Genomic DNA, 18539 nt, shown 5'->3' on the forward strand with positions numbered 1-18539 from the left:
ACACATATTCATACGAACAAAATGAAAGCAGTAAAGATTACAGCCACTGAAGAAATGCAGGTGGTTGACATTGAAAAGCCGGTGCTCAAGTCCGGTGAAGTATTGGTAAAACTCAGTTATGTAGGTTTCTGTGGTTCGGACCTCAACACCTTCCTCGGACGTAATCCGATGGTGAAGATGCCGGTCATCCCCGGTCATGAGATTGGAGCCGTGATTGCCGAAGTCGGTGCTGATGTACCCGACACCTTGAAGCCGGGCATGGTGGTTACCATCAATCCTTATACCAATTGTGAGAAATGTCCTTCGTGCCGCAATCATCGTGCCAATGCCTGCCAGCACAACGAGACGTTGGGCGTGCAACGTGACGGAGCCATGCGCGAGTACCTGGCTGTCCCCTGGACAAAGATTATTCCAGCGGAAGGCATCTCACCGCGCGACTGCGCATTGATTGAGCCGATGAGCGTTGGTTTCCATGCCGTGTCACGTGGTCAGGTGACCGACATCGACACGGTCATGGTGATCGGTTGTGGCATGATTGGTGTGGGAGCCATTGTCCGTGCTTCGCTGCGCGGCGCTACCGTGATTGCGGTAGACCTGGATGATGAGAAGCTTGCGTTGGCAAAGGAGCTGGGCGCAGCCTATACCATCAATTCCAAGACGGAGGATGTACACGCCCGTCTGCAAGCCATCACCGACGGAGCCGGTCCCGATGTAGTCATCGAGGCAGTCGGCAGCCCCGTGACATACGTGACGGCAGTGAACGAGGTGGCATTTACCGGACGGGTTGTATGCATCGGTTATGCCAAGTCGGAAGTGTCGTTCCAGACAAAGTACTTTGTACAGAAGGAACTGGATATCCGCGGCTCGCGCAACGCTTTGCCTGAAGATTTCCGTGCCGTGATTCGTTACATGCGCCAAGGCGTATGCCCGGTAGACAAGCTTGTCAGCTGTGTGGCAGAACCGGAAGGAGCATTGAAGGCCATGCAGGATTGGGCGGCAGCCCCGGCAAAGGTGTTCCGTGTGCTCGTGAAGTTTTAAACGGACGGAACAGGATTGATACAAAGGCCTTGCTGTCCCTCGCGGACAAGCATAGGATAAGCCCGGTCAAGTGCCGGGCTTTATTTTGTATAAGTGCCGCTTTAATGGACCAAAGTATAATACTTAGGCCCCCTAAGTATTATACTTTGGCAGCCTAAGTATAATACTTTGGTCTGTATAAGCCGGGCTTGTATCGAGCTGTTCCCCTATATGGAGAATGTATAAGCCTGCCTTTGTACGGCAGTCTTCGCAATAAAGACACGGAAGTACAGTAGTTCCCCCTTGTTCCTGTTCGGATGGAGGATGGCTGTACTTCCGTGTCTTTTTATTTGTCCAGGTATAAATCTCGGGTGAGTTCCCGGTAGGCTTCCGTGTAAATCCCCGGTTGGGTCGCGATGACCAGTTCGTCCGTTATGACTTCCGCCGGAACAGACTTGCCGAAAGCCAGCAGCACCCGCTTGGGTTGCGCCCGACTCAAGGTGCGTACGTTGGTGCGGCGATGCAGATAGAGCCCTTTCCCCGCTGCATTCACAATAAAGTCCGTAGCGGAATCGGACGGGATAATGACTGAAAATTCCCCTCCGTCAGCCAGTAGCAGGCACACACCTTGCAGCAGTTCTGCGTAGGAGAGGCTGTCCGTGTGTCGTGCCTGGGTGCGTGCTTCCGAGGGACTGTGCAGCGAACTGTTGAAGAAGGGAGGGTTGGATACGATGATGTCGAACGGGTGGGATACCCGGGTGGCATACTGCCGTATGTCGGCTTCCACGACCTCGATGCGTGCAGCCCAGGGACTGTTCCGGACATTCTCCGCCGCCTGTAAGGCAGCTTCCCGGTCCAGCTCAACCGCTGTGATGCGGGCATCGGGAACCCGTTGTGCCAGGATGAGAGCAATCAGCCCCGTCCCCGTACCGATGTCGAGTATGGAGCAGCCCTGTCCCGTCCGTGTCCAGGCACCCAGCAACACACCATCGGTCCCGACTTTCATGGCACACCGGTCATGAAACACCGTGAATTGTTTGAATTGGAAATAGGAGTTGGACATAATGTCTGCAAAGATAAAATACATTTCAATATATTTGTTCATCATTCTTAATTCTTCATCAAAGAGTTGCCCTTCTTTGAAAGTATACGTAAATTTGCAACCACTTTGCGCTTATGTGAAAGGCGCATATTAAAACACTTGACAAGACGAACAATGATTAAAAGAAGATTTAGCGAATTGGACGACACTCACGAACAGGAAAGTTCGTTTTCTCTGATTGCCGATTTTGATGGTAATGAAGAACAATTGTTTGAGGAAGAGATTGATAAGTGCCTGCCTATTTTGCCGCTACGCAATATGGTGTTGTTCCCGGGAGTAGTGCTTCCCGTTGCCATAGGACGTAAGTCCTCTCTCCGTCTTATAGACCATGCATACAAGAAAGGAAAGACCATCGGTGCAGTGTGTCAGCTGCGTCCCGAGGTGGAGCGCCCGGGACTGGAAGACCTGTATCCCATAGGCGTTGTAGCAAAGATTGTGCGTGTGTTCGAAATGCCAGACCAGACAACCACCGTCATTCTGCAAGGTATGCAGCGTTTCCAACTGCTGGAAGTGCATGATGCTCCCAAAGAGAATTTCCTGCTCGGCACAGTCAGCCAGCTGCAAGAGAGCTTCCCTGAAAAAGGAGACATGGAGTTCAAGGTGCTGGTGGATACTTGTAAGGACCTTACCGTGCAGTTCATCAAGAATGCCGATAACATACAGGCTGAAGCAGCTTTTGCAATCAAGAACATCAACAGCCAGATGTTCCTTATCAACTTCATCTGTGCCAATCTGCCACTGAGTGTGGAGGAGAAGGAACAACTGCTCAAGGAAGATTCTTTGCAGGACCGTGCTTACCGCCTCTTGGGTTATCTGAAGCGTGAGGTGAAGCTTGCCGAGCTGAAGGCCAACATTCAGATGCGTACCAAGGAAGACCTGGACCAGCAACAGCGCGAATACTTCCTCCAGCAGCAGATGAAGAACATCCAGGATGAGCTGGGGGGAAATCCGCAGGACCAGGACCTGGCCGAATTGCAGCAGCGAGCCTCCAAGAAGAAATGGAATGAGGAAGTCCGCCGTGCGTTCGAACGGGAATTGTCCAAGTTGGAACGCACCAATCCGCAGTCTCCGGATTACAATGTGCAACTCAATTACCTGGAGACTCTGCTCAGTCTCCCCTGGAATGAATATACGACCGACAATCTGAACCTGTCGCACGCAGAGAAGGTGCTGAACAAGGATCACTACGGACTGGAGAAGGTGAAGGAGCGTATCCTGGAGCATCTCGCTGTCCTGAAACTGCGCGGTGACTTGAAGTCGCCCATCATTTGCCTGTATGGCCCTCCGGGAGTCGGAAAGACTTCGCTCGGACGTTCCATTGCCGCAGCCCTTGGACGTAAGTATGTGCGTGTGTCCTTGGGAGGACTCCATGATGAGTCTGAGATTCGTGGTCACCGGCGTACGTATATCGGTGCGATGCCGGGTCGTATTATCAAGAACCTGATGAAGGCAGGCTCATCCAACCCCGTGTTTATCCTGGACGAGATAGACAAAGTGAGTCAGGCTACCGTCAATGGAGACCCGTCGTCGGCTCTATTGGAGGTCTTGGACCCGGAACAGAACAATGCTTTCCATGACAACTTCCTGGATATCGATTACGATTTGTCGAAAGTGATGTTCATCGCTACGGCAAATAACCTGAACACCATTCCGGCTCCCTTGCTTGACCGTATGGAGCTGATTGAAGTGAGTGGGTATATCACGGAAGAGAAGATAGAGATTGCACGCCGTCACCTGATTCCCAAAGAGATGGAGAATGTGGGCATGGACAAGCAACATGCAGTGAAGTTGCCCAAGGCTACCATTGAAGCAATCATTGAATCATATACCCGCGAGTCCGGAGTGCGTGAACTGGAAAAGAAGATCAGCAAGGTCTTCCGTAAACTGGTGCGCAGCTATGCGACTCATGGCTCCTATCCGATGGCAGAGGTGAAGCCCGCCAACCTGAAAGAGCTTTTGGGAGCTCCGGAATATACCCGTGACAAGTATCAGGGGAATGACTATGCCGGTGTTGTTACTGGCTTGGCATGGACTGCAGTAGGTGGAGAAATCCTGTTCGTGGAAACCAGCGTTAGCCGTGGCAAAGGCGGACGTCTTACGCTGACCGGTAACCTGGGTGATGTCATGAAAGAGTCAGCCATGTTGGCTTTGGAGTACATCAAGGCGCATGCACCGCTGCTCGGCATAGACCCTGAGGTCTTTGAGAATTGGAATATTCATGTCCACGTGCCTGAGGGAGCAATCCCGAAGGACGGTCCGTCAGCCGGCATCACGATGGCGACCTCCCTGGCATCCGCGTTGACCCAACGTAAGGTAAAGAGCAATCTTGCCATGACCGGTGAGATCACCCTGCGGGGACGCGTATTGCCTGTTGGTGGAATCAAGGAGAAGATTCTGGCTGCCAAGCGTGCGGGAATCAAGGAGATTATCCTCTGTTCCGACAACCGGAAGGACATTGAAGAGATTCCCGTCATATACCTGAAGGGACTTACATTCCATTATGTAACGGATGTGAAAGAGGTGTTCCGTCTGGCACTGACCGATGAGAAGGTGGCTGATGCCATTGATTTTACCATTACTCCAGCAAAGAAAGACGAATGAAATTTGAACTGCAACATACCGACCCCCGGAGTCAGGCACGAGCCGGACTAATCACGACTGCCCACGGACAGATTGAGACCCCCATCTTCATGCCTGTTGGTACACTGGGCAGTGTCAAGGGAGTTCATCTGTATGAACTGAAGGAAGACATTGAGGCGCAAATCATCCTGGGCAATACCTATCACCTCTATCTGCGTCCCGGACTGGAGGTGCTCGAACGTGCCGGAGGCCTCCACAAGTTTAATGGCTTTGACCGTCCGATGCTGACAGACAGCGGTGGCTTCCAGGTCTTTTCCCTCTCCGGGATACGTAAATTGCGTGAAGAAGGAGCAGAGTTCCGTTCACACATTGACGGCTCGAAACATTTCTTCACGCCGGAAAAGGTGATGGACATCGAGCGTGTTATCGGCGCCGATATCATGATGGCATTCGATGAATGTCCTCCGGGAAATTCCGATTATGCCTATGCCAAGAAGTCTTTAGGCCTGACGCACCGGTGGCTTGACCGTTGCATAACCCGTTTCAATGAGACGGAGCCGAAATACGGTTACCAACAGTCACTTTTCCCCATTGTGCAAGGTTGTGTTTATCCGGATTTACGACGTCAGTCCGCCGAGTTTGTCGCTTCCAAGGAATGTGACGGCAATGCCATCGGAGGATTGGCAGTGGGAGAGCCGACGGAGAAAATGTATGAGATGATAGAGATTGTCAATGAGATTCTGCCCACTGACAAGCCTCGTTATCTGATGGGAGTAGGGACACCAGTCAACATTCTTGAAGGCATCGAACGCGGTGTGGACATGTTCGATTGTGTGATGCCAACCCGTAATGGACGTAATGCCATGCTGTTTACCAAAGACGGTATCATGAACATGCGCAACAAGAAATGGGAAATGGACTTTTCACCGATTGAGGCTGATGGTGCTTCCCGTGTGGACACGCTCTATACGAAAGCCTATTTGCGTCACCTGTTCCATGCGCAAGAGCTATTGGCCATGCAGATTGCTTCGATACACAACCTGGCTTTCTACTTGTGGCTGGTAGGCGAGGCCCGTCGGCACATCATTGCGGGAGATTTCTCCACATGGAAGGCTACCATGGTGAAACGGCTGTCTACCAGACTCTAATTAATCCTTCTTTACACTGAGACTATGCGACTGCAACTAAAAAACATTTTCAAAGGGAGGCTGCTTAAGCGACTTGATATTTACATCATCAAGAAGTTCTTGGGCACTTATTTCTTTGCCATTGCCCTCATCATATCAATTGCTGTGGTATTTGATATGAATGAGAATCTTGACAAGTTTACAGATAAGGGAGCTTCTTGGTATGCCATCATTACCCAGTATTATCTGAACTTTATCCCTTACTTTTCCAACTTGTTCAGTCCGTTGTTCGTTTTCATCTCTGTCATTTTCTTTACCTCCAAGTTGGCCGAGAACTCAGAAATCATAGCCATGTTCTCTACGGGAATGAGTTTCAAGCGACTCATGCGCCCATACATGATTTCAGCCGGACTCATTGCCGTGCTGACCTACTTTCTGGGAGCTTTCATTATCCCCCAGGGAAGTGAGATTCGTCTGAACTTTGAGGACCAATATAAAAAGAAGAAGAAAGTCGACTATGTGCATAACGTACAGATGGAAGTGGCAGATGGTGTCATCGCATATATTGAGCGTTATGAGGACTATAACAAGACCGGATATCGTTTCTCCCTTGACAAGTTTGTAGACAAGAAGCTGGTGTCTCACCTCACAGCCCGACGGGTTGTCTATGATACCCTCAGTACAAACAAGGAACAGTGGCAGTTGCGTGACTACATGATACGTGAATTGGATGGTACTCGCGAAATTATCACACGCGGAGAGAAGCTGGATACGGTACTGCATATTCAGCCACGGGATTTTCTCATTTCCAAAGGTCAGCAGGAAACCATGACAAGTCCTGAACTGCGTTCGTACGTACAACGACAGAAGGAGCGGGGCTTTGCCAATATCAAGGAGTTCGAGATCGAATATCACAAGCGCATTGCCATGTCATTCGCATCATTTATCCTGACAACAATCGGTCTGTCACTCTCCTCACGTAAGACCAAGGGAGGTATGGGACTGCATTTGGGCGTCGGGCTGGCCCTCAGTTTCTCCTACATCCTCTTTCAGACCATTTCGGCAACTTTTGCTGTCAATGCCAATCTTCCGCCCGTTATCGCCGTCTGGATTCCGAATGTTCTCTACGCCGGGATAGCGGTTTATCTCTATCGGAAGGCTCCGAAATAGGCATGTTCAATGATTTGGAGAAGCACACTAAATGAAGTATATTTGCAGCCAAATTAGTAATAAATGTATATGATCAGGAATGCAGAGACACAAAGCGACAGAATGGATAAAGCCGATTCTGTAGCTCTGTGTCTTTGTGTTTCATAAATCTTTCGAAATACCCATTCATGAAGAATATAAGAAACTTTTGCATTATTGCGCACATTGACCATGGTAAATCCACGTTGGCCGATCGTTTGTTGGAATACACCAATACGATACAGGTGACCGAAGGGCAGATGCTCGACGACATGGATTTGGAGCGCGAACGTGGCATTACCATCAAGAGCCATGCCATTCAGATGGAGTATGTTTATAAAGGTGAGAAATATGTGCTCAACCTTATTGATACTCCGGGACACGTGGACTTTTCATACGAGGTTTCCCGTTCCATTGCTGCTTGCGAGGGGGCTCTCCTCATTGTTGATGCCACGCAGGGTGTGCAGGCGCAAACCATATCCAATCTGTATATGGCCATAGAGCATGACCTGGAGATTATTCCTGTTATTAATAAGTGCGACATGGCAAGCGCGATGCCTGATGAGGTCGAGGATGAAATCGTCGAGTTGTTAGGCTGTCGACGGGATGAGATTATCCGTGCTTCAGGTAAGACCGGAATGGGTGTTGAAGAGATTCTGCAGGCAGTCATAGAACGCATTCCACATCCGGAAGGTGATGAAGAGGCTCCGTTGCAAGCTTTGATTTTTGACTCCGTTTTCAATTCGTTCCGTGGAATCATAGCCTATTTCAAGATAGAGAACGGCATTATCCGGCAAGGGGATAAGGTGAAATTCTTCAATACGGGGAAAGAGTATGATGCGGATGAAATCGGCGTCCTGAAGATGGACATGATACCTCGTAAGGAACTGCGTACCGGTGATGTCGGTTATATCATATCCGGTATTAAGACCTCCAGGGAGGTAAAAGTCGGTGATACGATAACTCATATAGCGCGTCCCTGTTCAGAGGCTATTGCCGGGTTTGAAGAAGTGAAGCCGATGGTGTTTGCAGGTGTATATCCCATAGAAGCGGAAGATTTCGAAGACCTCCGTTCCTCTTTGGAGAAGCTTCAGCTGAACGATGCTTCGCTCACTTTCCAGCCCGAGTCATCACTGGCTTTGGGATTCGGCTTCCGCTGCGGCTTTTTGGGATTGCTTCACATGGAGATTGTGCAGGAACGTCTGGACCGTGAGTTTGATATGAATGTGATTACAACGGTTCCCAACGTATCCTACCGTATCTTTGATAAGCAGGGAGGCATGAAGGAGGTGCATAATCCTGGCGGTATGCCCGATCCTACGCTGATTGACCATATCGAGGAGCCTTATATCGCAGCCTCAATTATTACCACCACGGACTATATTGGCCCCATTATGACTCTTTGTCTGGGTAAACGAGGGGAGTTGGTGAAGCAAGAGTACATTTCGGGCAACCGGGTGGAGCTGCATTACAAGATGCCTTTAGGTGAGATTGTGATTGACTTCTATGACAAGCTGAAGAGCATTTCCAAGGGCTATGCTTCCTTTGATTATCATCCCTGTGGCTTCCGTCCTTCAAAATTGATCAAGCTTGATATTTTGCTCAATGGAGAACCCGTGGATGCGTTGTCCACACTGACTCATGTAGATAATGCGTATGAACTGGGACGTCGGATGTGTGAGAAGCTGAAAGAGCTTATTCCGCGACAGCAGTTTGAAATTGCCATTCAGGCGGCTATCGGTGCCAAGATTATAGCTCGTGAGACAATCAAGGCCGTGCGTAAGGATGTGACGGCAAAATGCTATGGCGGTGATGTTAGCCGCAAGCGTAAACTGTTGGAAAAACAAAAGCGCGGAAAGAAACGTATGAAGCAGATTGGTAATGTAGAAGTTCCCCAAAAGGCCTTCCTCGCAGTCTTGAAACTTGATTGAGAGAAGACGGGAACAAATCTATGATAAACAATAAACGCGGTTGATACAGAATAAAGCTGATGGCTGTCTGTTTCAACCGCGTTACTAGTATATTTTATTCCTTTCAAGGGAATCTAAAGTTGTCCGGAGCGGACTCTACTCAGTGTTTCCGGAGTCATTTGCAGCAAGGATGCGATATAGACCAGGGGAGCCCGTTTGACAATCTCGGGATAATTCTCCAGCAATCTTTTGTAACGGACATTGGACGGTTCAAAGCGTAGCAAGTCAGCTTTGCGCTGTGATTCCACCAATGAGAACTCCAGGATAGAGCGGTAGAGCAGTTCAAGGTCGTACGATTCCGCGGTAATACGTTGTAGATCGTCATACGCAATTCCCCATACGGCGGAATTCTCCAAGGCTTCTACAACCAGATTGGATGGTACGCGCCGTAAGAAGCTTTCCAAACACATGACCACTTCATTGTCGCAAGCGAGGTGCTCAGTCAGCTCTTTGTTGTATTTGAAGTAGTATTGTCTTAGCAAGCCTTTTTCCACATAAAATAAATAGTTTTGCACTTGGCCTTCTTCCAACAGCTTAGTGCCCTTTCTGGTCTTAAAAGGGACGATGACTTCAGCCAGTCTTTCCAAACAGGGCACAGGAAGTGTATGGTATTTTTTAGCCAACAGTCTTGCTATTTCACGTTTTTTCTCCATAATGATTTTCGAGTATGATACTGCTTGAGTCAATCAGTTACCGAGATCTGTTAGTTCCTGCCGATAGCACAATGTCAAAATTTGCCTTTTGAGCAATTTTTTTTCTCCTGTGTTAATCATACATTTCTACTTGTTGGTAGATAGACAGGATGGTCAAGCAGCATTAGATGTGTATTATATGTCGTTTTAGTCTAGCAAATGTAGATATAATTTTTGAGTTTCTCGTGAGGTTTTGAACGAAACTTTTATGTTTGCCTGTAGCAGAATGCGTGTGGTAGACTTTATCTCCAGAGTATTGCAAAGCCATGATGGGTTCTTTTTCCAGTATGTTTGTTCTGATTATTTTGTTTGTAACTCCGAAAAATATTTTACTAATACATAACTCTATATGCAGATAAACTAGGCATAAATCAGACTCTTACGAATATATTCCTTTCACAGATTTTCTATATCATGCTGATATTGTGCAAAGTCCATTGGCTTTATGATGGTATCTCCATGAGCCAGCAAGTCGATGTCTATATGGATGGTTTCATGTTCCTTATCATCCGGACGGCGTCCGCAGAAACGTTCCATGACTTTCAGGGCGGCACGTACTTCGTCAGCATCCTGGTCTGTTGTGAAACGTGCAATACGATTATAAAAAGGAGAATGATTGTGGTGCATACCGATAGGCTCAGTCTCTTTGATAGGGGAGAAGGTGATATTGGGATAGGCACGTACCAGTAAGTTATAAGCCTGTTGAAGATGATGGGAGGCATCCGTATTCGAGCCTAGACTGATAATGCAATGTACTTCTTTCATCGTATGTTAAGATTGTTGTGTTTTATTCGACCAATTTATGGAGCAAAATAAACATTTTATGTTAGGAGCTCCAAGGAATGTTCCGTATATTTGCATGATGACTGGTTGTCATAGATGTGTCTAAGACAACTGATATCTTTCCAATTAAAATCTTTTAGTATGAAATTTTTAGGAATTATTCCCGCACGATATGCCTCGACTCGTTTCCCTGGGAAACCTTTGGCGAAATTGGGAGGCAAACCGATGATTGAGCGTGTCTATGAACAGGTCAGCGGGCAAGTAGATGACGTTTATGTAGCTACTGATGATGAACGTATCGAACAAACAGTCAAGTCTTTTGGCGGACAAGTCGTCATGACGTCTCCGGATCACCGCAGTGGAACAGACCGTTGTTATGAAGCTTTTACCCATGTTGGGGAGGGCTTTGATGTTGTCATCAATATCCAAGGTGATGAGCCTTTTATTCAGGCAGAACAGTTAGCTGCGTTAAAAGCTTGTTTTGAGGATGAACGCACACAGATAGCCACCTTGGTCAAGCCCTTTACCGTAGCCGATGGGCTCCCGGCTCTAGAGAATCCGAATTCACCGAAAGTGGTCGTTGATGCAGCGATGCATGCACTCTATTTCAGTCGTTCAGTGATTCCTTACTTGCGGAATTGTCCCAAGGAAGAATGGCTGTCTTCTCATACTTTTTACAAACATATCGGGCTGTATGCTTATCGTGTTGAAGCATTGAAGTCTATCACATCATTGCCCCAGTCGCAGCTCGAACTTGCTGAGTCTCTTGAACAATTACGCTGGCTGGAAAACGGTTATACGATAAAAGTCGGAATCAGTTCAATAGAGACTATAGGTATTGATACTCCCGAAGATTTGGTCAAAGCAGAAGAATATTTGAAGAAGCATGGCATTAGATAGAACTCAGCAGCCACTTGTCCGTCCCATGGCACCGTTTGTCATTCCTGAACCAGTGGAACATCGGATGCCCAATGGAATCCCAGTGCATGTATTTCGGGCAGGTGAAGAGGAAGTAGTACGTTTGGATATTATGCTTCGTGGCGGTATTTGGGAACAGAGCCAGCCCCTTCAGGCGACTTTTACCAGTCGTATGTTGCGTGAGGGGACGAAACGCTTTTCTTCTGCTGACATTGCGGAGCAGCTCGACTACTATGGGGCATGGTTGGATGTTTCAGCTTCCATGAATTATTCATTTGTCACGCTGTATACACTTACCAAGTATTTTGCACCCACTCTTGCACTGGTGACTTCGATGCTGACGGAGCCCTTGTTCCCTGAAAAGGAATTTCAAATAGTAGTTGATGGTAATCGGCAGCAATACTTGGTGAACCGTGAGAAAGTGGACGTCATTGCCCGTAGAAAATTAAATCAGCTTCTTTTCGGACTTTCCCATCCATGCGGTCGCTATGCAGAGCTGGAGGATTATGACCGTTTGACAACCGAAGCTTTGCGCACGATGCATCGTCGTTATTACAATATTCATAATTGCATCTGCTATTTGTCCGGTCATGTGACCGATGAAATATTGCATGTGCTTGACGAAGAACTGGGAGCGGAAGCTTGGGGAGATGGCGAAAAGGCTTTGCCGATTACTGACATACTTCCTCCTTCGAACACTGTTCAAACACTGTTTGTAGAACGTTCGGATGCGATGCAAAGTGCTATTCGTATGGGGTGCTTCTCTATAGATTGTACCCATCCTGATTATTTGAAGACACGTTTGTTGATTACTCTCTTTGGAGGTTATTTCGGCAGTCGCCTCATGAAGAATATCCGGGAGGATAAAGGTTATACTTATGGTATAAGTTCCGGGATGGTAGCGTATCCATTTCGCAATATGATCGTTGTCAGTACCCAAGCGGCGAATGAATATGCCCGTTCGGTTGTAACAGAAGTCGGACGCGAGATTGATAGACTCCAGCAAGAACGGGTAGCTGATGAGGAACTTACAATGGTGAAGAATTACACGATGGGGGATATGTGCCGAAGCTATGAGAGTCCGTTTTCATTGGCAGATGCCTACATATTCCTTGAAACGGCAGGACTTCCCAGAGACTTTTTCTGCCGCTCCCAAGAGGCTGTCTTGGATGCAACAGCTGACGAATTGCGCGATTTAGCTTGTAAATATTTGCGTAAAGAAAGCTTTACGGAGGTGATAGCTGGTAAAAAATGTGCAGAAGAGTTTGCTACATAGGGTTGAAAAGTGAAAGAAAACTTAATGGAACTTGTCCGATAAAATGGAATCTGCTACTTTTGAACGACAATCTCAAATCAACAGACAATGCTCATGAAGAAAAAATACATTCTCTATGCATTCTTTATTTTTGCCATGCCATTAGTCGGCAATGCTCAAATCAAAATAGGTAATTATACATTTAAGGATGGCGGTGAATATACCGGTGAACTGAAAAGCCGAAGGCCTAACGGAAAAGGTAAGACCGTCTTTAAAAATGGTGACACCTATGAAGGCGAGTATGTCAAAGGGTTGCGCGAAGGATATGGAATCTATGTAAAGAAAGACGGTGAACGCTACGAAGGAAATTGGTATCAAAACGTACGCCACGGGAAAGGCATCAAATATTTTAACAATAACAATCGTTACGAGGGCATGTGGTATGCTGACCACCAGCATGGGCAAGGAACGATGTATTACTATAACGGGGATGTCTATGAAGGAAATTGGGCCAATGATAAGCGTAATGGCAAGGGTAAATATACATGGTCAAATGGTGCATTCTATACCGGTGAGTGGAAGAATGACAAGAAGAGTGGAAATGGAACACTTGACTGGAATGACGGTTCACGCTATGTAGGTGAATGGAAGAGTGACATGCGTGATGGCCAGGGTAAATATTATTATTCCAATGGCGATGAGTACATCGGCGAGTGGCACAATAATGAACAGCATGGAAAAGGTACTTATATCTATAACAATAAGGACAAGTACGAAGGAGACTATTTCCATGGAAAACGTACCGGAAAAGGTATTTACACGCATGCCAATGGCGATATGTATATTGGTGAGTTTCTTGACGGCGATCAGAACGGGCATGGCAAGTTCACTTGGGTGAACGGTTCTGTCTATGACGGTCAATGGAAAAACAACAAACGCGAAGGCAGAGGTATCTACACCTGGATTAACGGAGATGTGTACAACGGGGAGTGGAAAGACAATCTGGCTGATGGCTTCGGAGAGTTGGTGAATGCCGATGGCTCAATGTATAAAGGACATTTTGCAAAGGGCAAGAAAGACGGACAAGGTACACTCATTGATAAGGATGGCAATCGTTATGAGGGATTCTTTAAACAAGACGTGAAAGACGGTCCGTTCATAGAGAAAGACAGCAATGGCAATGTCATCCGTCGTGGTACTTACAAGTTGGGCCGGCTTGATACGGTAGCAAAGAACTGAGGAAATCAGGAGGGAATAACATGCTTGATTTAGAGAATATCACCAATGAAGTCTGCCGGATTGCCAAGGATGCCGGTCGTTTCCTGCGAGAGGAATGTGGGCGTTTCCGGCGTGAATGCGTAGAGCACAAAGGAGCTCATGACTATGTTTCCTACGTTGACAAGGAGTCTGAACGGCGTATCGTAGAACAGCTGCATGCTCTGTTGCCGGAAGCCGGCTTCATTGCAGAAGAAGGAAGTGCGGGCATGTCCGATGAAACTTATTGCTGGGTAGTTGACCCCTTGGATGGTACGACAAATTTCATTCATGGAAATGCTCCTTATTGTGTCAGCATCGCTTTACGGAATAAGGAGGAATTATTGGTCGGAGTCGTTTATGAAGTGTGCCGCGATGAATGTTACTGGGCATGGAAAGGAGCAGCGGCGCGTTTGAACGGGAAGGAGATACACGTATCGGATGTTTCTGCTCTGGATGATGCCTTCATTCAACTGGGATTCCCCTATGAATCGGAACGTAGCCGTAATTTCATGGCGGAACTGGTTCATAACCTTTATGGACATGTGGGAGGGCTGCGTGTGCAAGGCTCGGCTGCAGCGGAACTATGTTACGTCGCATCCGGACGTTTTGAAGCACGCCTGGAGGCCTTTCTTGGTCCGTGGGACATAGCTGCCGGTGCACTGATTTTATTACAGGCAGGCGGCAGATTATCGACTTTTACCGGTGGAAATGACTTTTATTCAGGCCGGGAAGTTCTTGCCACAAATGGAAAAATACATGAAAAGATGCTGCAAGTTGTACAAAAATCTCTATATTTGTGCGACTGAATAACATAACTATACTAAAAATCTAACGAATTATGATTATTGACACACTTGAAAACCTGGAACAATATGCTTCAGTAAATCCGCGCTTTGCCAAGGCTATCGAATACTTGAAGTCTACAGACCTCAATGCACAAGAACCCGGTAAAGTGGAATTGGACGGCAAGGACTTGGTTGTCAACTTCTCTATTGCCAAAGGAAAAACCAAAGAACAGGCTCAACTCGAAACTCACAAGAATTTCATTGATATACAAATACCTCTCTCCTGTACGGAGGTGATGGGCTATACTCCTGCTTGTAATTTGCCTGAAGGCGAATACAATGCAGAAAAAGATATTACCAAATTTGCGATGCCTTCTGAGGCATACATCCCTGTACATCCGGGCATGTTTGCCATTTTCTTTCCGCAGGACGGGCATGCTCCCTGCATCTCCGAGGAAGAAAGCATACGGAAGGTGATTGTAAAGGTTCGCGTCTAATTCATTTTTCATGGCTCTATGGAACTGAAGCTGAGACTCGTAAAGAATGATCCTTGGTTGGATCCTTTTGAAAAGGCAATCAATGGACGGCATCAGCATGCGCTGGACAAGATGAAGGAACTGACCAACAATGGACGCAAGACACTGTCAGAATTTGCATCGGGTCATCTTTACTTTGGATTGCATCGTACGGACAAGGGCTGGGTGTTCCGTGAATGGGCACCTAACGCTACCGAGATTTACTTGGTGGGCGACTTTAATGGATGGCAAGAGAAGCCGGAATTCAGATTGAAGCGGGTGCGTAACACCGGCAATTGGGAAATCAAATTGAAACCCGATGTCTTGAAACACGGCGACTTGTATAAGTTAAAAGTTTATTGGAACGGCGGTTGTGGCGAACGCATTCCTGCGTGGACACGTCGTGTAGTCCAGGACGAACAGACTAAGATTTTCAGTGCACAGGTTTGGGAGCCTGCAAAACCTTATAAATTCCGTAAACGGGTTTTTCGTGCCAATACTTCTCCTTTACTTATCTATGAATGCCACGTGGGTATGGCACAGGAGGAAGAGAAAGTCGGGACCTATACGGAATTCCGCGAAAAAGTATTGCCCCGTGTGATTGCCGATGGATATAATTGTATTCAGATTATGGCCATACAGGAGCATCCTTACTATGGTAGCTTTGGCTATCATGTATCGAGCTTTTTCGCTCCTTCTTCCCGTTTCGGTACTCCTGAGGAATTGAAACAGCTCATCGATGAGGCACACCAGAATGGCATTGCGGTCATTATGGATATTGTACACTCACATGCGGTCAAGAATGAAGTGGAGGGACTGGGTAATTTTGCCGGTGATCCCAACCAGTATTTCTATCCGGGTGAGCGCCATGAGCATCCGGCGTGGGATTCGTTGTGCTTTGATTATGGAAAGAATGAGGTGCTTCATTTCCTGTTGTCGAACTGTCGCTATTGGCTGGAAGAGTTCAAGTTTGACGGGTTCCGGTTTGACGGAGTCACGTCCATGCTATATTACAGTCATGGTCTGGGAGAAGCCTTCTGCAACTATGATGACTACTACAACGGACACCAGGATGATAATGCGATTTGCTACCTGACTCTTGCCAATCTGCTGATTCATGAAGTCAATTCAAAGGCGATTACGATTGCCGAAGAGGTGTCCGGTATGCCGGGATTGGCACTGCCTTTCCATGACGGAGGTTACGGCTTTGACTATCGGATGGCAATGAACATCCCTGATTATTGGATTAAGATTATCAAGGAGAAGGTGGATGAGGACTGGAAGCCGTCCAGCATGTTCTGGGAGGTGACCAACCGTCGCAAGGACGAAAAGACCATCTCTTATGCCGAAAGTCATGATCAAGCACTGGTGGGCGATAAGACGATTATATTCCGCCTTATTGATTCCGACATGTATTGGCATTTCAAGAAGGGCGATGAGAACGAACGGGTTCACCGTGGCATTGCACTCCACAAGATGATACGTTTGCTGACATCCTCCACGATCAATGGTGGATACCTGAACTTCATGGGCAATGAGTTCGGGCATCCGGAGTGGATTGACTTCCCCCGTGAAGGCAACGGATGGAGTTACAAGTATGCCCGCCGCCAGTGGGGATTGGTTGACAACAAGGACTTATGCTATCATTACTTGGGCGATTTCGACCGGGCAATGCTGGAGGTTGTGAAGTCCGTTCGGAATATCCAGAAGACGGATGTGGTGGAAATATGGCACAACGATGGAGACCAGGTGCTCGCCTATATGCGCCGTGACCATATCTTTGTGTTCAATTTCAGTCCCACACGTTCCTTTACGGACTATGGCTTCCTGGTTCCGCAGGGTGCTTATGATGTCGTGCTCAATACCGATGCTCCGGAGTTTGGAGGCAACGGATTGGCTGACGACAGCGTACGCCACCTGACCAACTTTGACCCGGTTTATGCCAAGGACAAGAAGGGATGGCTGAAGCTCTACATCCCTGCACGCTCGGCTGTAGTTCTGAAAAAGGTAAAAGATTGAAAATTGTTTATGTTGAAAGCACGACACGAAGATAGCAAGTTTCTTACACACTTCTATCCCAGTGCTCCTGCATTCGTTCACAGCTTAATGAAATCATGACAGAAAGCTCCTCGACACGATATAAGACCGCACGCAGTATCCGTATTGCATGCGGTCTTTTGTTCATTCTCTTCAGTGTATGTTACTTGTGCTTCCAAAGTCCCTTGCTTGAGATGTTGCAGAAGGTGCTCTCGGAAGGACAGACGACCTATTCGCCTCAGTGGGGCACATGGATCATCACGCTCATCCTCTGCCTGCTACAATGGGGCATCAGTGCGTGGATGCGCTTGCCGGAACGCTGGCATGCACTGACCTACATACCTTCGTTCCTGCTGCTTTCTTTCGTGACCGATGTGCATAAAGACATTTACGAAGCCGTTACATTGGGGCGGTGGATATGGCTTCTGCCCCTGAGCTTGTTGCTGTTCTGGCTTCTGTCATGGGGCGTGCGCAGGCTGGAGATGCTGTTGGGGGACTATCGGAACCAGAAGGGCTGGAGCACGCTGATGCCCAATCTCCTGACCATGTATCTGCTCTCCGTCGGATGTGTGTCATTGGGCAACACCGACGAACTGTTCCACAACGAAGCCGCTGCTGACGCTGCCTTGTTGCATGGTGACTATCGCAAAGTGACGGAGATTGGTGCCGGTTCCGGACGGACGTCACGTGAACTGACGGTCATGAGGGTATACGCCTTGAGCCGGATGGATTCGTTGCCGGACCGTCTGTTTGACTATCCGTTGCATGACGGGACACGCGGACTGCTGTTGGATGCAGGGGTGGCTACGACTTGGCTGCGCGCAGACTCGTTGTATGCCTACCTGGGTGGAACTCCCCGACAGGGAGAATCCATCACCGGCTATCTGCGTCGGCTTTGTTATACGGATACCGGGAATCATCCGGTGCTCGACTACTATCTCTGTGCACTCCTGTTGCGCAAGGAACTGGAGGTGTTTGTCAAGGAGCTGGATTACTTCTGTTACGTGGAGGAGGGACTGCCCAAGGCATACGCGGAGGCACTTTACCTTTACTACCGCCAGCGTCCGTCTCTGAAGCCGCCTTATGACTTTGCGGACCTGGAGCAGGCTTATGAGCACTACCGGAAAGTCTCTCCCGAAGACCGCAGGCATTACTGGTACTATTATGACCACACGACCATCCGTTATGAAAAATGAACAATCTGCAAGGGCTGAAAACGTACAGGGTGTCCGATATCGGACACCTTTCTTTTTATATATACATTGAAAATCAGTGCTATGTATTTTTGGCACGCGCTTTGCCTTTCTGTAGCT

Annotated in this window: 15 protein-coding genes; 12 read left to right on the forward strand and 3 right to left on the reverse strand. The window is 47.8% G+C overall.

What is annotated here, in order from left to right:
- Positions 1-21: 21 nt before the first annotated feature.
- Entirely contained in the window at positions 22-1038 is a 1017-nt protein-coding gene (locus tag M3087_RS08080; RefSeq protein WP_022383977.1) for a zinc-binding alcohol dehydrogenase family protein, read from the forward strand.
- A gap of 325 nt (positions 1039-1363) precedes the next feature.
- Here the strand turns inward: M3087_RS08080 and M3087_RS08085 are convergent, their stop codons facing one another.
- Positions 1364-2080: a tRNA1(Val) (adenine(37)-N6)-methyltransferase gene (locus M3087_RS08085; RefSeq protein WP_249094915.1), complete on the reverse strand. Its 717-nt coding sequence runs from the start codon at positions 2078-2080 to the stop codon at positions 1364-1366.
- A gap of 153 nt (positions 2081-2233) precedes the next feature.
- Between M3087_RS08085 and lon the strand changes: the two genes are divergently transcribed.
- The 4 genes from lon (at position 2234) to lepA (ending at position 8945) form a co-directional block, all read left to right on the forward strand.
- Complete coding sequence (gene lon, locus M3087_RS08090) at positions 2234-4720, forward strand: endopeptidase La (protein ID WP_249094917.1); 2487 nt, start codon at positions 2234-2236, stop codon at positions 4718-4720.
- Entirely contained in the window at positions 4717-5847 is a 1131-nt protein-coding gene (tgt, locus tag M3087_RS08095) for a tRNA guanosine(34) transglycosylase Tgt (protein ID WP_249094919.1), read from the forward strand. The genes lon and tgt overlap by 4 nt, the downstream gene beginning before the upstream one ends.
- A gap of 24 nt (positions 5848-5871) precedes the next feature.
- Positions 5872-6996 (forward strand): LptF/LptG family permease, encoded by a 1125-nt coding sequence (locus tag M3087_RS08100; RefSeq protein WP_022383973.1) that lies wholly within the window; start codon positions 5872-5874, stop codon positions 6994-6996.
- Between the two features lie 167 nt (positions 6997-7163).
- Complete coding sequence (gene lepA / locus M3087_RS08105) at positions 7164-8945, forward strand: translation elongation factor 4 (RefSeq protein WP_249094921.1); 1782 nt, start codon at positions 7164-7166, stop codon at positions 8943-8945.
- Positions 8946-9058: 113 nt separating this feature from the next.
- On the opposite strand, the gene M3087_RS08110 is transcribed toward lepA, so the two are convergent.
- Positions 9059-9637, reverse strand: a complete 579-nt coding sequence (locus M3087_RS08110; RefSeq protein ID WP_022383971.1) for a Crp/Fnr family transcriptional regulator — start codon at positions 9635-9637, stop codon at positions 9059-9061.
- 435 nt (positions 9638-10072) lie between these two features.
- Entirely contained in the window at positions 10073-10441 is a 369-nt protein-coding gene (locus tag M3087_RS08115; protein WP_022383970.1) for a 2-amino-4-hydroxy-6-hydroxymethyldihydropteridine diphosphokinase, read from the reverse strand.
- Between the two features lie 159 nt (positions 10442-10600).
- On the opposite strand from M3087_RS08115, the gene kdsB reads away from it, so the two are divergent.
- From kdsB to M3087_RS08150, 7 genes are all read left to right on the forward strand, one after another.
- Complete coding sequence (kdsB, locus tag M3087_RS08120) at positions 10601-11359, forward strand: 3-deoxy-manno-octulosonate cytidylyltransferase (RefSeq protein ID WP_249094924.1); 759 nt, start codon at positions 10601-10603, stop codon at positions 11357-11359.
- Positions 11346-12653, forward strand: a complete 1308-nt coding sequence (locus M3087_RS08125) for a M16 family metallopeptidase (protein WP_249094926.1) — start codon at positions 11346-11348, stop codon at positions 12651-12653. Before kdsB ends, M3087_RS08125 begins: the two co-directional genes overlap by 14 nt.
- A gap of 93 nt (positions 12654-12746) precedes the next feature.
- Complete coding sequence (locus tag M3087_RS08130) at positions 12747-13871, forward strand: phosphatidylinositol-4-phosphate 5-kinase (RefSeq protein WP_410796946.1); 1125 nt, start codon at positions 12747-12749, stop codon at positions 13869-13871.
- 20 nt (positions 13872-13891) lie between these two features.
- Positions 13892-14695, forward strand: a complete 804-nt coding sequence (locus tag M3087_RS08135) for an inositol monophosphatase family protein (RefSeq protein WP_249094928.1) — start codon at positions 13892-13894, stop codon at positions 14693-14695.
- Between the two features lie 32 nt (positions 14696-14727).
- On the forward strand, positions 14728-15171 hold the full coding sequence (locus M3087_RS08140) for a YhcH/YjgK/YiaL family protein (protein WP_106485003.1): 444 nt from the start codon (positions 14728-14730) through the stop codon (positions 15169-15171).
- Positions 15172-15189: 18 nt separating this feature from the next.
- The gene (locus M3087_RS08145) at positions 15190-17208 is read left to right on the forward strand and encodes an alpha amylase C-terminal domain-containing protein (protein ID WP_022383964.1); all 2019 of its coding nucleotides are present in this window, start codon (positions 15190-15192) and stop codon (positions 17206-17208) included.
- A gap of 212 nt (positions 17209-17420) precedes the next feature.
- Positions 17421-18422, forward strand: a complete 1002-nt coding sequence (locus M3087_RS08150; RefSeq protein WP_249094962.1) for a DUF6057 family protein — start codon at positions 17421-17423, stop codon at positions 18420-18422.
- Positions 18423-18539: the final 117 nt, after the last annotated feature.

This window comes from Mediterranea sp. ET5, from assembly GCF_023337025.1.
Taxonomy (GTDB): domain Bacteria; phylum Bacteroidota; class Bacteroidia; order Bacteroidales; family Bacteroidaceae; genus Phocaeicola_A.